The sequence below is a fragment of the Porphyromonas macacae DSM 20710 = JCM 13914 genome, from assembly GCF_000379945.1.
Taxonomy (GTDB): Bacteria; Bacteroidota; Bacteroidia; order Bacteroidales; family Porphyromonadaceae; genus Porphyromonas; species Porphyromonas macacae.
Window position 1 is genome coordinate 1 of the sequence record NZ_KB904131.1, and the last position, 15,577, is coordinate 15,577.

13 protein-coding genes and 3 tRNA genes are annotated in these 15,577 nt (G+C 40.8%); 3 read left to right on the forward strand and 13 right to left on the reverse strand.

The window, feature by feature from the left end; genetic code table 11:
* The coding region (locus A3GI_RS10570) for a hypothetical protein (protein WP_018360315.1) at positions 1-213 on the forward strand (213 nt) is incomplete at its 5' end.
* Between the two features lie 72 nt (positions 214-285).
* Here A3GI_RS10570 and A3GI_RS0104840 read toward each other — a convergent pair.
* A tRNA-Met gene (locus tag A3GI_RS0104840) sits at positions 286-359 on the reverse strand.
* 211 nt (positions 360-570) lie between these two features.
* On the opposite strand from A3GI_RS0104840, the gene A3GI_RS0104845 reads away from it, so the two are divergent.
* On the forward strand, positions 571-975 hold the full coding sequence (locus A3GI_RS0104845; RefSeq protein ID WP_018360348.1) for an START-like domain-containing protein: 405 nt from the start codon (positions 571-573) through the stop codon (positions 973-975).
* A 295-nt stretch (positions 976-1,270) separates the two neighbouring features.
* Here A3GI_RS0104845 and A3GI_RS0104850 read toward each other — a convergent pair.
* From A3GI_RS0104850 to A3GI_RS0104885, 8 genes are all read right to left on the reverse strand, one after another.
* Positions 1,271-1,357, reverse strand: a tRNA-Ser gene (locus A3GI_RS0104850).
* A gap of 228 nt (positions 1,358-1,585) precedes the next feature.
* Positions 1,586-2,941 carry a TolC family protein gene (locus A3GI_RS0104855; RefSeq protein ID WP_018360349.1) on the reverse strand — a complete coding sequence of 452 codons (1,356 nt, stop codon included), beginning with the start codon at positions 2,939-2,941 and terminating at the stop codon, positions 1,586-1,588.
* A 13-nt stretch (positions 2,942-2,954) separates the two neighbouring features.
* The gene (locus A3GI_RS0104860) at positions 2,955-4,058 is read right to left on the reverse strand and encodes an efflux RND transporter periplasmic adaptor subunit (RefSeq protein WP_025079687.1); all 1,104 of its coding nucleotides are present in this window, start codon (positions 4,056-4,058) and stop codon (positions 2,955-2,957) included.
* Positions 4,059-4,095: 37 nt separating this feature from the next.
* Positions 4,096-5,361 (reverse strand): ABC transporter permease, encoded by a 1,266-nt coding sequence (locus A3GI_RS0104865; RefSeq protein WP_018360351.1) that lies wholly within the window; start codon positions 5,359-5,361, stop codon positions 4,096-4,098.
* 20 nt (positions 5,362-5,381) lie between these two features.
* Positions 5,382-6,698, reverse strand: a complete 1,317-nt coding sequence (locus A3GI_RS0104870) for an ABC transporter permease (RefSeq protein WP_018360352.1) — start codon at positions 6,696-6,698, stop codon at positions 5,382-5,384.
* A 30-nt stretch (positions 6,699-6,728) separates the two neighbouring features.
* A complete protein-coding gene (locus tag A3GI_RS0104875; RefSeq protein ID WP_018360353.1) occupies positions 6,729-7,394 on the reverse strand; it encodes an ABC transporter ATP-binding protein in 666 nt (221 codons plus the stop codon).
* A gap of 409 nt (positions 7,395-7,803) precedes the next feature.
* Positions 7,804-8,394 carry a crossover junction endodeoxyribonuclease RuvC gene (gene ruvC, locus A3GI_RS0104880; RefSeq protein ID WP_018360354.1) on the reverse strand — a complete coding sequence of 197 codons (591 nt, stop codon included), beginning with the start codon at positions 8,392-8,394 and terminating at the stop codon, positions 7,804-7,806.
* 10 nt (positions 8,395-8,404) lie between these two features.
* Entirely contained in the window at positions 8,405-8,707 is a 303-nt protein-coding gene (locus A3GI_RS0104885; protein ID WP_018360355.1) for a DUF4286 family protein, read from the reverse strand.
* Between the two features lie 79 nt (positions 8,708-8,786).
* Between A3GI_RS0104885 and A3GI_RS0104890 the strand changes: the two genes are divergently transcribed.
* Positions 8,787-8,860 (forward strand) — tRNA-Ala (locus tag A3GI_RS0104890).
* 555 nt (positions 8,861-9,415) lie between these two features.
* Here A3GI_RS0104890 and A3GI_RS11185 read toward each other — a convergent pair.
* The 4 genes from A3GI_RS11185 to A3GI_RS0104915 all read right to left on the reverse strand — a co-directional run bounded on the left by A3GI_RS11185 (position 9,416) and on the right by A3GI_RS0104915 (position 15,560).
* Positions 9,416-11,149 carry a fimbrillin family protein gene (locus A3GI_RS11185; protein WP_162151383.1) on the reverse strand — a complete coding sequence of 578 codons (1,734 nt, stop codon included), beginning with the start codon at positions 11,147-11,149 and terminating at the stop codon, positions 9,416-9,418.
* A 66-nt stretch (positions 11,150-11,215) separates the two neighbouring features.
* Positions 11,216-12,040 carry a fimbrillin family protein gene (locus A3GI_RS0104900; RefSeq protein WP_018360357.1) on the reverse strand — a complete coding sequence of 275 codons (825 nt, stop codon included), beginning with the start codon at positions 12,038-12,040 and terminating at the stop codon, positions 11,216-11,218.
* A 28-nt stretch (positions 12,041-12,068) separates the two neighbouring features.
* A complete protein-coding gene (locus A3GI_RS11190; RefSeq protein WP_018360358.1) occupies positions 12,069-14,453 on the reverse strand; it encodes a DNA/RNA non-specific endonuclease in 2,385 nt (794 codons plus the stop codon).
* Positions 14,454-14,459: 6 nt separating this feature from the next.
* On the reverse strand, positions 14,460-15,560 hold the full coding sequence (locus A3GI_RS0104915) for a DUF5689 domain-containing protein (protein WP_018360359.1): 1,101 nt from the start codon (positions 15,558-15,560) through the stop codon (positions 14,460-14,462).
* Between the last annotated feature and the right edge of the window lie 17 nt (positions 15,561-15,577).

Genomic DNA, 15,577 nt, shown 5'->3' on the forward strand with positions numbered 1-15,577 from the left:
CGGCGTTTCAGACATATGGGCTTAGAGCAGGTCAAGATGGACTTCGCCTTTCTAGCTATGGCCTTTAATCTGAAGAAACTATGTGCTAAGGTTGCTCGAAAGGCGAAAAACACTCCCAAAAGACCTATATCAACCCTCAATCTCGGCCTCATGCGCTTCCACCTCCTCGAAAAACACAAAAATATCCCTCAAAGGCTAAAACCGGTGGCTTAACCAACCCCAAACCAAAACTAAAAGGAGCTGCGCCAAAATTCATTTTGACACAGCCCCGTAAATAAAATATAGTAGCGAGACCCGGGATTGAACCGGGGACCTCATGATTATGAATCATGCGCTCTAACCAGCTGAGCTATCTCGCCATTCCTGTCTCGCAATCAACAAAGGAATACCTTTTCGATTAAGACGTTGCAAAGGTAATGTAAATTCTGAAATATACAAGTTATACTTCATTAAATGAGAAAAAACTTAAGCTCATTTTGCTTGGACATCTTATTTTCAATTTAAAAGAATCGAATTACTTTATTCTTTTCTAACTTTTTTACTATCTTTAGGAATACCATTCCATTAATTATGATCATGCAAAAAGAAAAATTTCATTTGGAATATGTCTTTGACAATGTTACGCAAAAGAGCCTTTGGAGGCATCTCAGTACACCTTCCGGATTAGAAGAATGGTTTGCAAATCATGTAAAAAAGCACGACGAACAATATACATTCGATTGGGGACAGGGACATACAGAGAAAGCTGTTATCATTAGCAGCGAAGAAGGAGAGCGTATCCGATTTCAATGGAAACGGGAGGAAACAAATTCAGAGAATAATGAAGAATACTTTGAATTTGCCATTCATAACATGGAACTTACAGGTGGAAAAGCATTGGAAATCACAGATTTTGCAACAGAAAAGGACAGACCCGAAATTATCGAATTATGGGATAACCAAATTCAACGACTAAGAACATCTTTAGGGGTGTAAATATTTGCCTGCCCCATATCCCATATTTTTTCTTCTGTATTCATAGGCATAGAACAATAGTGAACAAATCAATGCACCAAAATATTGTTTTAAGTTGATTGTTAAAAGAAGAGAAATCAGCAGACAAGTTAATCAAGGAAATTTGTCCTTTAATTAAAGGTATAAAAACAATGCAACAAACCAACCGTTATCTTTCAAGCTTGGTTTACACATAATTCTGCTTCGAATAATCGCAATAAAAAGAACCTTTCCAAATTGGAAAGGTTCTTTTTATATAATCCAGCCAATAATAATGCGGAAGCGACGAGATTCGAACTCGTGGTACGGTTACCCGTACGGCAGTTTAGCAAACTGCTGGTTTCAGCCACTCACCCACACTTCCTTCACCTTTATTTAGGTTGTAACTTTAACGAGTGCAAATATAGGCCTTTTTTATTTATCTGCAATAGTTTTCTTCTTTAATAAAGGCTGTACTCAAAACGGAATACGCATAAAAGTAATGTATGCCATTTTACTCTTATCACGAAGTTAGCAGATCATTGCCATAAAAACCCGCTTTTACCTATTTTGATTTCAATATTTCCAAGTAAAAAGAAAACTTCTAAGTTGCTCAAAAATCTATACCTCGATAAAAGTCAAGCACTTTACTCTTATAGATAAAATCATATTTGGAGCGTAGTTCTTCTGCCTGACTGAGCATGTAATTGGTTTTCGCCTGAGTGAACTCAAGAATATTTATCTTGTCGGCATTTAATCGTTCTTCTGCATATTCGTAAGCAAGTTTACTGCTTATCCGGGCTTTTTCGGTAGCAATGATTTTACGGTTGGCTCCTACCGCATTGAGATATGCCTGATTGATCTCTTTATAGAGTACTTTCTTCTCATTTTCCAACTGCAAACGATTATTATCGATCTGAAGCTTCCTTTGTTTCACACTGTTCATCGTCTCTAACCTATTGAAAATCGGAATATTCAATGACAAGCCGATATAAGATCGTCCATTCTGTTTTATCTGATCTCTGAAAGGTATATCAATAGCGCCCTGAGGAATATTTCCAAACAATTTATAGTAACTGTTAGAATACCCGGCACTTAAACTCAAAGTAGGCCAATGAGCAGAGCGTGCTGCCTTGACTTGCTCTTCGGCAGATCTTATATTCAATTCGGCAGACTTGAGAGACGGTCTCATACTTAATGCTATTTTATAAGTTTCATCTGCAGGTGTCAATTTCATTCTGTTTTCCGAAACCAATTCATCCACCTCGGGTGCAACAATTTCGACCAACGAATCATTCGACATCTCCAAAGCCTGAGTAAGTTCCAAACGAGCCATCGACTCATTATTCTGCGCCTCCACCAGATTCATCTCCTCCTTACTGAGCTGTGCCTCCAGCTCCACCTGTTTACTTTTAGGCCAACGGCCCACGCGAACCAGCTCTCCGGCATTGAGCAATTGTTCTTTGGTAAATCCGATCTGCATTTCGGCTATCTTGGTCAACTCCTGCTGAAAAAGCAAGTTTATATAGAGCTGTGCCACCTGCAAAGCCAAATCCTGTTTAGCCTGCTCTAATGTTTCCAAAGAAGCCTGCAAATCGAGTTTGGCCGCATTCAAACCATATAGACGTCGCATACCGCTGAACAAATCGATATTAGCTCCTATACTGACCGAAGAATTAGCCGAAGATTGGTCTACAAAAACACCTCGCTTATCCTGCGAACGCCCGAAATTCCAGCCATGATTGACCGAAGCATTAACTGCAGGTAAAAATTGATTCTTAGCCGATGCCACATTTAAAGACTGGCCTCTCACATTCAATTCCTGCTTGCTGATATTGATATTTCTTTCCTGAGCATGCCGGATACACTCATTCAAAGTCATTTTCTTTACCGGCTGCTGAGCATAGCCTCCCATACTCAAAACCGTACTAACAGCAATGATACCCAGAAACTTATTTTTACTTTTCATTGTTTAGGTCCTCCTAATCTTTTTTGCTTTTTTCGATACCACGCACCTTCTGCCCGGATTTCAGACCGGATTTGATTTCGATCTTCAGACCGTTAGATACACCGGTTTTTACATACAATTCTTTCGTTTCCAAAGGATTCTCTCTGGTTACCAACTGCACAAACGTGCTGTCATTACGGAACTCGATACAGTTTTCAGGCAAGCTCAACACATTAACGGCACGCTCTGTAACCACATCTGCATTTGCACTGTAACCGGCTCTGATATCGTCGTTTTTGTCTACCGCCAAAGCTCCTTTTATCTCAAAGAGAGTCGCTCCGGTTTTATCATCCCCTTTAGGCGAAATATACTCTACCACTGCATCATACTTTTTTTCTGCAACAGCACCCACGGAAATAGCCATCGGCATATCCACGTTCAAACGTCCCACTTCGGTTTCATCCACTTTTCCGATAAAAAGAAGATCGTCCATATTTGCAATAGTAGCGATGGTAGTGCCTTCACTGAAGTTATTGGCCTGTATTACGGAGTTGCCCACCTTTACCGGTATGGTCAGTATCTTGCCAGATATGGTAGCCCTTACCAGCGTACTGGTCTCCTTGGCACTTCTATTGGAAACACCTTTTCGGACTATTTGCAAAGCGTCGATGGCCGAGTTCAGCTCTTCCTGCTGTTGCTCGTATGCGGCTTTACTGGCTTCGAATTCTTCTTTAGCGATAACGCCTTTCTTGAACAACTCTTCATCTCTGAGATATTTTTCTTTTCGCTGATCGAATGTTATTTCAGCCACTTTAACACGAGACATGCTGCTATTGACCTGTATCATCTCAGGCACGACCGAAAGTCGGGCTATAACATCTCCGGCCTGAACAATATCTCCGGGCTTATGAAGCAGTTCAGCCACAATACCCGTCATCTGCGGTTTTATGGCCACCTCGTCTCTGGGTTGGATAGTGCCGGTAAGAACGATTTTATTCTCAATGGTATCGTTCTGCTTAACTGTTTCCACAGCATATTGTGCACGAGGTTTACGCGTTTTATTCCATAAAAAAGAAAATGTCACAACAACCAGAATGGCAAAGACAATCCAACCAATAATCCTGAATAACTTTTTCATAATAATTCCGATATATTTTTTAATTTTTATTCTAATCTCATTCATCTCTAATGGCATCTATAGCCTTAATCTGTATAGCCCTGTATGCCGGAAGTATTCCTCCCAAAAGTCCGCTACCGATAATAATCACAACGGAAACTATGGCAACCGCAAACGGAATTGTGGGGTTTACAATAATTTCCTTCACGTCATCGAGGTTTGCCGTAATCGCACCGACACCGGCCATAATCAAAACACCCAAAACAAGCCCCGTTATTCCGGCTACGGCAGAAAGCGTGATCGCCTCAGAAAGAAGCTGAACAATAATATCTCTCGGCTTTGCACCCAAAGCGCGTCGAACACCGATTTCACGAGTTCGCTCCCGTACAGTAACCAGCAAGATATTCGTTACTCCGACGATACCGGAAAGAAGCGTACCGATACCCACGAGCCATATCAGAGCAATAATACCCAGCAGAATACCATTCATAAGTGTATACATTTCTGAAATATCGAACTCGGAAATAGCAGATTTATCATCCGGAGCAATACGGTGATTTTTTCGAATAATCGTATTGATTTTTTCACGAACAGATCTGATATCGTAACCATCGTAAACCGTGTACATAATAATATCGACATTTTCACCTGCATTATTCAACTGTTTCATGATAACTTCAGGCACATATACCGATTCTTCCGGTTTAGCCCCGACATTCAACTTACTAATCGATTTGCATATTCCGACAATGGTATAATACGTACTTCCTACTTTAATGGTTTCACCGATTACATCCTCTTTTCCGCCAAAGAGTTTCTTTTTTACAGTAAGTCCGATCATACAATATTTCCGCATATTCTCATTGTCGGCATCATTGATCAAACGTCCTTCCACAAGCTCGACAGGAATGACTTTGAATAAAATATCTCCTACTCCCATTACGCTGTAATTCTCACTTTTATCACGATACACGATTTTCTCGCGAAAGTTTTTTGCATAAGTAGGAGCCGTTATATATTCAACCTCCGGTATCTTTTGTGCTATCTCTTTGATATCTCCACGGGTGAGATCCCAGTTACGACCGCTCTTGAGCCCATCATAAGGTTTGGACGTAAGATTGGAGAACAGCGCTACGGTACGCGTTCCCACTCCCTTGAGTTGCCCGAAAATAGCATTCTTTATGCCTTGTCCAAGACTTAGCAAAACAACCAGCATCAGAATGCCCCAAAAGACACCGAAAGCAGTGGCAATACTGCGTCTTCTGTTACTTCTGATCGTGTGCCAGACTTCGTTCCTGAAATCTCTGTCTATTATTTTTATCATCTTCTCTTCCTTTTACTGGATTAACCGCGCATGGCTTCTATTGCCTGAATTTTCACAGCTTTTCGGGCTGGCAGATAACCGGCGACAATACCGCTCATGACCATCACAAACACAGCTCCTATAGCTGTTCCTATGGTAATTATCGGATCTTGCAGCAACTGAGCCGAATTATCTCCGATGGAAATAACTCCCCACCCTTGCTTTTCCATTAAATTGGAAACTGAAGCCATAAGCCAGACGCCGACAATAAGCCCGCTAAGACCGGAAATCAAGGTTACGAAAATGGATTCCAAAACAACCATGCCAATGATATCTTTGGGTTTCGCTCCTAAGGCTTTTCTGATACCGAACTCTCTACGGCGTTCGGTAACGGCTACCTGCATGATGTTGACGACTCCAACGATACCTATAGCCAAAGTACTTAAACCGATTACCCACAAGAGTACATCCATCGCAACAAAAACTTTTTCTATTTTTCGCGTCTCCGAACTCACGGAACTCATGCCTATGGCCTCTGTATCTTTCGGATCATACTGATGTATGGGAGCCAATAAGCGTACTATCCGGATATGCAAATCTTCCATTTGAGCATCCGTCTTAATATCAGGGCATAGCAAATTTATTTCATGTATCTCATCATATTTCATATATGAATTGAATTTGAGATTTCTCATGGTGCTGATCGGAATATAATTATCACTGTAGTTACCATTCACACCCTTGACGACACCGACCACGGTAAACCGAAAATAAGCTTTCGACGTTCCCTCCTCCGATGACTTGCTGACAAGAATCACTTGGTTCATGGCTCTTTCCGGACTCCCAAACAAGTTATTGGCGACAACATCACTCAAAACGATAACTTTCTTGAAAGAGAAATTATCTGCTTCATTAATAAAGCGTGAATTCTGAGTAACGAACTTTTGTTTGAAGAATTTCTGGTAATTACCGGTCACTCCTTTTAAAGAACCGGAACTTAATCTCTCCTTAAATTCATAATTTATACCCCAGCTTCCAAGTAGCGGCGAAACCTCTTTCACTTCACTCAAATTGTCCAATATAAGATCGCAATCACTAAGTTTTAATTTACACCACCGTTTATCGCCAAAGCCTTTATATGGCATGGTAGTAAGTCCGGCCCAAATATTTATGGCCGAACTGTTCATACCCTGATTTTCAATATTCTGATGTATGCCGTTATTGAGTCCCTGTCCTGCTCCAAGCAGTATAACCAGCAAGAGTACCCCCCACCCCACAGCAAACCCGGTAAGTACGGTACGCAGTTTATTGGTACGCAAACTGGAGGCAATCTCTTGAATACTATCCCTGTCAAACATTACTTCGTTGTTTTATTTGTTCGCTTAATCTCAGTCAGTACAAATAAGACCGTCCTTAATGTGTATAATCCTGTTGCAATCTTCGGCTACCGAGCGTTCGTGAGTAACTACGATCAATGTAATCTGCTCTTCCTGATTGATTTTTTTCAGAAGATTCATGACTTCAATTGTCGTTTGAGAGTCTAAAGCTCCGGTAGGTTCATCAGCAAGGATAACCTTCGGTTTAGCAGCCAAGGCACGGGCAATAGCCACACGCTGTTTCTGCCCCCCGCTCAACTCGTTGGGTAAATGGTCTGCCCAATCGCGTAATCCAACCAACTCCAAATATTGCATAGCTATATTGTTACGCTCTCTACGGGGAATTCCCTGGTAATAAAGAGGCAGGGCAACATTTTCAACAGCATTCTTGAAAGAAATCAGATTGAAACTTTGGAATATGAATCCAACCTGCCTGCTCCTTAACTCTGCGGACCTGTTTTCACTGAGATCCTTAATGAGTTCTCCTCCCAAATAATAGTCTCCCTCGTCATGCGTATCCAATATTCCCAAGATATTGAGCAAAGTACTTTTACCGGAACCGGATGCTCCCATAATGGCGACCATTTCTTTTTCAGCAATGTCAAGGTCAATACCTTTCAAAACATGAAGAGGTTGCGCCCCGGGATATGTTTTATGAATATTTCTCAGCTTAATCATATGTTTTTCAATTATTTATATTTTTAATCCTAATCAGTGCCATTCTATGTTTAGACATTAGACGAAAAAGCTATCGCATCGTTACATTTTTCAATGAACAAAACAAGTGTACCACAAAAGTAGAACACCACAAATGTAGATATTATTTTTAATTGAGCAAGAAATCCAAAGGAAAATGTCAAGAAAAAGAATAAGGAAACAAGAGTATTTATCAGATAAGGCCGGAAAAATTATCTACAAAGGAATAATAATATACTATTAAGATTAAAAACAAAATAACAGATAAGGAACAAACAATATTTCCCTTAAGAAAAAAATCTTCAAATAAAAATCACAATAAAAAAATCGTAAATAACCGTCAAAATACGAGCAAATTAGTAAAGTCGAGAAACTTTTCGAAAAAGACAGCCTATTTGTTCTTACCGGCCAATCCGTTTACACGCGAGGGATTTTGTTTCACAAAATCATTCCAGTTTTTCACGGCACCTCCACTGCTTTTGGCTAAAGGATTCGATGTTAAATAAAAATGACACACTGCTGCGGCCAAAGCATCTGTAGCATCCAATCCGGATAGCATCATTTCATCCGATATTTTCAGGATATGCTTCAGCATACCGGCAACCTGTTCTTTAGAAGCCGAACCATTGCCTGTGATAGCCTGTTTGATACGCCTCGGCACATACTCCGTTATAGGTATATCTCGCTGAAGAGCGGCAGTCATGGCTACCCCCTGTGCACGCCCGAGCTTAAGCATACTCTGCACATTCTTCCCGTAAAAAGGAGCCTCAATAGCCAGTTCATCCGGTAAAAATTCATCTATAATACCCGAAATACGGTCAAAAATCTTCTTTAACCTGATGTAGTGGTTTTGATATTTATCCAGCTTAATAATGCCCATAGCCATCAGTTCGGCTTTCTGACCTACTATACGTATCAGGGCATAACCCATATTAATGGTACCGGGGTCTATACCCAAAATGATTCTCTCAGCACTACTCATTTCCCAACAATTAAATCTGTTCCATCTCCGTAGAGAAAGACAGAACTCGCTCTCCAAATCGTTTGGATAAAACTTCTGCAAATTCCGGCTGTATCCGTTCGATATATTCTCCCAAAATCTCTCGATTACGCATATAAAGATGCAGTGCATAACCGGCCATTTCAGGATCATGCTGTGTCGTTATACGAAACATGGCAAATTTCTCAAACAAGCCTTCAGCTTGAATCAGAGAAAGTAAATGTTTCTCATAAAAATCAATAAACTCTTGTTCCAAAGATTTTTCGATAAAGAAAGACGTATTGTATAAGATCATTGTAAATCCGTTAAATTCTCTTTACAAAAATAGGCAACTTAATTTTCTTTTATTACATTTGTACCGCAATTTGAAAATCGGGGTATTAGCTCATCTGGCTAGAGCGCAACACTGGCAGTGTTGAGGTGAGCGGTTCGAGTCCGCTATACTCCACAGAATAAAGGATGTAAAGAAGCAGATTAATGCTATTTACATCCTTTTTATTTTCTTTTGAGGTTTGCCTTTTGTCGTTAAACCAATTATTAAACAAGCACTGCACAGCTTTATAGAGCACAAAAGGAGGTGTGTCAAAACTCCATTCTCCCTAAATCAACTATCATTTGTAAATATTGGTGTCCGGTAAAATTTAGGAAGTTAGAGATTTGGAACTAAAACCATTCATATTTCGCAAAAACAACCTTCTAAAAGGACATTACGAAGAAAAAGGAGCTTGACAATGTTAGAAATGACAGTATGGAAAAATACAAGCCCTCTAATTCAAATTTTCTTGTAATCTGCTATAGAACAGTAGTTTTTGAAGGTTCTTCGATTTTTTACCGGACAGCAATAATTTGTAAAGAACAATCGCTATCAAAGAGCTAAAAACTCAATGATAGCGATTGTTTTATTTGATTAGAAAGGGTGGTAGATATCAATATGAAAGGAAACTTCTCCCAATTCCATGTTTTGACACAGCCCCTTTTATAACCATATAACTATATCCTCAAATTACTCCACGGTAATATCATCTATATAAAGATCGTAATCGGCAGACTTTCCAAATTTAATGGCAAACATATTACCTGATTCGGAGAACTGCGAAAGCGCACTAATATCCAAAGATACCTTTACCCACTTTCCTTTTGTATCGATTTCACCATTATAATCATTCTTGTCTGCAACTACAAGAATAACATCCTCGCCGGAATTAGCACCTAAATTATAACTTTTATATTTTTTATTACCATCTTCATAAACACACAACGACAACGACTTGCCGGCAGTCCCCTTTATGTAAAAGATAACTTTACTTTTACCTTTCATCGAATTTCCGGTTGCCGGTACAACAGCTGTAAATAAAAAAGAATTATTTGTATCCGTTCCTTTCAGGTGAAGTGCTTTGGAACCCTCTCTACCTCCATCAGAAGCCATACTTCCAAGTTTATGCAAGCCAAAACTGTTCAACGATGATAAGAAAGCATTCCAGTCCTCAAAATCAGAACCGGAGAATAAAAGATTGCCAGTAGCAGGCTGTGCTGCATTTTGCTTGATGGAGACGTCAACTGTCTTCGTTCCGGCTTTGACCACAGCCGTAGCAGAGTATTCAACTGCCGTCGTATTCGCAGCTTTTGCCTTTACAACAAAAGAACCGTTTCCACTGCCATTCATCGGAGAAATCTCGAATTTATCAGCATCAGTACCTTTCAGTTCGATTGCCCAATCTTTTTTAGTCGTTACTTTTGCCGTTTTAGCACCGGTATCACCGTTATCGGTTGCTGCAAAAATCAACTCTGTTTGATCTAAAGTCAGATCTTCGTCCGCATCCGGGTTCAAAGTATATTTACCGCCGTCTACATCTGCCCAATCCGTTATCGTATTGCCTTCAAAGTTTATCCACTTCAGATCACCGCTTTTAAGCAGTTGCAGCTGATAAGTATAGCGCTTTCCCTCAACCAGTTCTTTTGCAGGAATAGCCCAAGTGTAGGTTTTACTGAAAGCTTTGATTTGCACTTTTACATTCGCTGTATTCTCCGTAGGGATAACACAGGCATAAAACCGACCGTCTTTATCCTTCGACATGGCAATAGACTTCTTTTGTCCTTTCTCTATCAATCGTCCGTCTGCCAATTGCAATTTTGCTTTCGTATTCAAACCAAGCAGGGATATTTCCGTCGGTTCTACGGCTTTACCTGCCTCATCGGTCAAAATTAAACGCACTTGAGACAATACATGATGAAAACCCATGACTAAATCCGATGCAGGACTATTCTTGGAAACATTTTTCAAAGAATTGGTATAGAGAATATCCAAGGTCGGTTTTGCAGCGATATCCACATCGATCTTATAATTTTCCACCTTCTGATTCTGCGGATAGAACGAAACAAAATCGACGCCTGAACCATCGGATGGCATATACATCTTATCGCCATCGGAAACCGGATTAAAAATTCCTTTTTCGCCATCCATCTGTGTACTGTACACTTTGTTGGCGTATAAAATTTCCTCCGGTTGGGCTATACCTAACACAGCACCGCTTTTAAGCATATAAACGCCTATGTTATCGCCTTTCTCCCAAACATTATCATGTGCACGAAGGGCAGCCGGCACAATATTGGTTTTGAAAGAAACCACGGACCGGCCAATCATTTGATCCTTATCGTGCTGACTCAGCGGGCAATCTTTTTGTTGACAAGAAGCTAAAGCCAATATACTCATCAACGATATGCCAATCATTTTTTTCATTTTCATAATTATACAACTTTAATATTATTTGATTTTTCTTCTTATATCTAAGCTTTATAAAAAGCTCTACTCTTTTACAGTTATCTTGAAAGATTGCTTTTTTCGGCTCTCAAAAGAAATTGTTTTATCGTTTTTCCATGTATATTTTTTCCCATTATACATAAAAACGATCTGAAACTCTCCTGCCGTAACGGATTGGGGGGCAAGAATAAAATCAACCGTTTCACCGGTTTTACCGGCCGAAATATTTTGAACTTCTCCTGACGACGTTACCGTACCATCAGCTAAATTGAGAGTCGCTTCGGTTTTCAATCCTTTGAGCATCAGACCGGAAACAACAATATTCTGTCCGTGTTCACTCACAAACCTGATATTCAAAAGAGACAGAACATGCTCAAACTTCAGCACCAAATCTTCCGCCAGAGTCAAATCCGTAACTCCGGAAAGATTTTTCGAATACAAAAGATCTATGTCTTTAAAGTTTTGATCCGCCACATCCACAGTCAAAGAAGTAACAGCTTCTTGATGATAGGGATAATAAGCCACAAATTTCACAGAGGAAGCATCTTGAGGTATTTTAAGGCAACCCTCCGGAGCTGCAGCCTGAAATACGGTTTTCGGCCCTTTATCGGCACCGATATACTTATAGTTCTTATACAGGGTGGAAGTCAAATCCATGCTTTCAGGAATCATGTAAACACCGATAGCATCTTTGGCATCCCATTCATTACCGGTAACACGTAGTTCGGACTCTCCGAACCTCAACGCAGAAAATATAACAGCCCTGTCACGATGATTTACAGGCTCCTGTTCCTCCCCGGAAGAGCAGGAAGAAAGGATTAACACTATTCCCACGACAGCAAGTAAAGCTCTAAACAATACTTTATTCATAGTAAAAATTCAATTAACGGTTAAGAGATCATATGCCGGGCCATCGACTGAGATTATTCTCCGGCTTTTGTGCTTCCACCTCATTCTCTATATCGTCCGGGAATCTATGGAAAAAGTCCAATCCGGTCAATGTTTCCAAACTGTCGATAGAGATAGCCAGCGAAGCAAGCGAAGTGTTGTTCGGGTAAGCCTTGTGTTCCGTCCAGAAAGCGATACCATGATACTCTCCGTTATTTTTCTTTACCACCAAAGCCATCCAATAATATTTCGGCACAGGCATAATACCTTTGATCTTCTCTTCTTTTATCTGGCCTTCACGGATTGTACCGCCTTTGGCTACATAAATGACCTCACGGAAGTTATTATCTCTTCCCCACGCTTGTACCCTGGCTTCCAATCTTTGCCATATACCGCCATTGTGATCCTGTAGCTGCGGACTCATATTCGTGTAGTAAAAAGTTTGCTCATTAGCCTGCCTGCTATAGACCCTGTCTTCAGAGGCAACCATGTGTCCACGCGAATATCCGGAACCCGAGAACCATGTTTCCGTACTATATTCAGCCGGAATTTCAGGGTCCCAACTCCAGGCATTGGTTCTTTTTGTGTGTTTCTGTGAGTTCCTCGAATCGAAAGTAAAAGCCACCCAGCGCGGATGACGAAGATTCACATCGTATTCAAACGAGAAATTAGGATGTCCGTCAGCATAGTGAGTTACGAAATAATTATGGTTTCCTCCCGAAAATTTCGGCAATTCCATCAGTTTAGGATCTCCCTTGATAATCTCTCCGTCATAATCATCCGAAGGATCCGGATTCGTGCCTTCAAAAACGATATGAGATCGCTTAGAAGGCCTTAGATTTCTATAAGTAACGTTATCCTTTGAAGACCAGGAAACGGTTACGACCCCGATAATATATCCTTCTCCCTTCGGTGTGTTCTCATTTTTAAAAGCAGCCGTCTTGTAGGTTTCCATAGAAACAGACTTCCCTTCTTTGTTCTTAAGGAGGTTGCGATAAACGGCACTGTTTCCGGAGTAAAACGGTTTTCCGGGCTCTACAAATTGCAAATTCTCCACACGTACATAACTGAGGTCATAGTTTCCACCAAGCAGGTCATCTACAGATATAACAATCGGTTGGAGTTCGTATCCCGATTCCAATCGCATTATCGATGCAGGAACCTGAAGTTGCAATGTACCGTAGTAATTCGTAAGTGTAAGTCCTTTGACTTTTACGGTTATACGTGTTCCCGGTTTGAGTATGCTCCCTTTATCATCCTTCGGAGTAGTAATTACAATCGCCTTCTTTTCGGCATCGACCACATGGTAATAATTTTCAAAAGGGAACTGCCCTTCCTCCGTATTATTGACCACAACGGCCTGTATGGTATAATCCTTTTCGATTACCATCTGACCCTTGTCTTTTTTCAAAGAAGCTCCCAAAGCAATGATTTGAGACAAAGGCGTGATTTCCTCTTCCGGATCCGGTGCTACGATAATATCGTTCTCTGCACCTTTTATCCAATCTTCGATTGTAGCTTCACCAAATTCTTCGACAGGCTTCTCCGTATTTTCAGTATCTAACTGCAAAGTAAAAGTAATCCGTTTGCCGGCTTCCACCGATTTGAAATTTTCGGGCCAGAAAGTATAAGTTTTTCCTTGATAATGAATTTGCAGTCTGGCTTCCGTTAAAGAAGAACCGGGAATAAGACGGGCTATATGAAAATCTCCCTGCTCTTTTAATGCTCTTGTTACATCATACCGTTCATGATCGGAAAAAGAACCTTCGGACAAATCGAAGAGAGCTTTGGAAGCGACTTTCAGAAGATCGATTCGGGCATTTCGGATTATTTTCTCGTTTTTATCTATCAGTTTAATACGCATCGTGTTCAACTGATGAGAAAAAACAAGTTTCAAATCTCCCGGCACCGTCTGATTAGAAACTTTCTTCAAATTATAGCTATACAGCAAGTCCATCATCGGTTGAACTTGCAAATCCGTAATAACCTGATGACCTTGAACAACTGCATCCTGCGGATAAAATGAAATAAAATCCACCGGAGTTCCGTCTTCCGGGAAAAACATTGCCTGTTCTTCGGAAGCAGGCACGAACGAACCCTGAGCTTCTGTAGACTCTGTTTTATATACCCTGTTGGCATATAGCAACTCATCGGCATTAGCCTGAGCCAGCTTGACACCGGTACGCAACATATATATGCCGATCCGGTCATTGCGCTCCCAGCGATTACCCTGTACCCGCGGGTTGACTCCATCCTTCAGGTTAGACTCGAAGCGGATATGTTTGTTGGTCCATTCGCTGTCAGGAATATTATTTTTCTCCGAACATGAAAACAATCCTAAACCTGTGGAGAAAAACAATAAACTGAAAATGCGATAATAAAATCTTCTATTCATAATCGATTAGTTTTCAAGTGCAATATCCGCACGTACGCTCGGTCTTAGATTTCTGTAAGTTTTCTGTCCGTCTTTAGACATACTCACCGTCACAACAGCAATAATACTCCCCCGGCCTTTAGGGGTAGAGTCTCCGCCAAAAACAGCAGTCTTCCATATTTCCATGTTCAGCCAATTGTTCTTTTCGTCGACTACCTTATGTCTTTTCGTCGAAAATGTTCCATCATACAATTTTCCTTCAGGATTCTCGATATGTACATCTTCCACCTTCACATAAGCAAGGTCGTATTTACCCGACATAATATCCGGTATCGTTACCGTTTTGGGTGTAATCGGATGATTAGGCTGTGCCACGACCTTGTCGTTTGTTACCTCAAGTTGTATGGTACCGGAGTAATTGGTGAGCTTGCATCCCTTAGCCTTGACCGTAAGTTTCGTTCCGAAAGCATAAGCCTCTCCTCCCTTTGATACCGTTAGTACGATGGCGTTGCCTTCGGTATCCTGCACATGATGATAAGCCCGGAAGGGGAAGTTCTTGCCATTATAATCGGTCGTAACCACAGCCCGGAAAGTAATTTCTTTATCCACTACCATAGTTCCCTTGTCGATACTCAAGGCCTTACCCATATTCAACAATTCGGGTATGCCTCCCGCCGGTTCAGGCTCGGGCTCAGGCTTCGGTTTTTCTTCATCATCCGGAGGTAAAACATCTCCACCGCCATTTTCCTCTCCTTTCTGATCGATGACAAAGGAAACTGTACTGCTCAACGTTTTAATTTTGAGCACAGACAGCCGACCGGCTCCCGGATTTTTGCCAATGGAAACAGTAATCACATGAGAACCGTCATGGCCCTTATCCGGAGAAACTTCAAACCATGAATCGCCTTTTTCCACATGCCAATTCCTGTTAGTATTCATCTTTATAGATATCGTACCGCCTTCTTTATCGAATTTCAACGTTCCTCCATCCTGATAAGGAGATTCGATTTTCAGATATGGCATTTCAAACCGGTCATCATTATCCTTACAGCCGGTAAATCCCAAAAAGACTGTCAGCAGCGCTATTGAGGCAATTATGGAATTGCTTACGAACTTCAAATTATACATATTTTTTTCTGTTAATT